General features: G+C 59.9%; 1 pseudogene. It reads right to left on the reverse strand.

Going from position 1 to position 237, the window contains the following annotated elements:
- Positions 1–15: 15 nt before the first annotated feature.
- Positions 16–237 (reverse strand): annotated as a pseudogene (locus ACYQ0J_RS10060) (IS982 family transposase); the annotation flags it as partial.

The following is a 237-nucleotide window of genomic DNA, read 5'->3' on the forward strand; positions in this document are numbered from 1 at the left end:
TCATAACCCAAGTTGCTACCCAGCCATCTTCTGGGTCAGGAGACTGATGTTATGGGCCAGGACGAAGGTGAGAACTTTGATGACGAAACCCTCCTGGGTCACGGCGTGGATGCGCCTGGGGAAGAGGTGATGGAGCATGCTCCCCACCGTCTCCACCACCCTCCGCCCCACGATGGCCAGGTACTGCATCCAAGGGAGATACCGCCGGCTGTTCCTCCTGCGGATGACCATGGGACC

This window comes from Thermus sp. FJN-A (assembly GCF_054655095.1).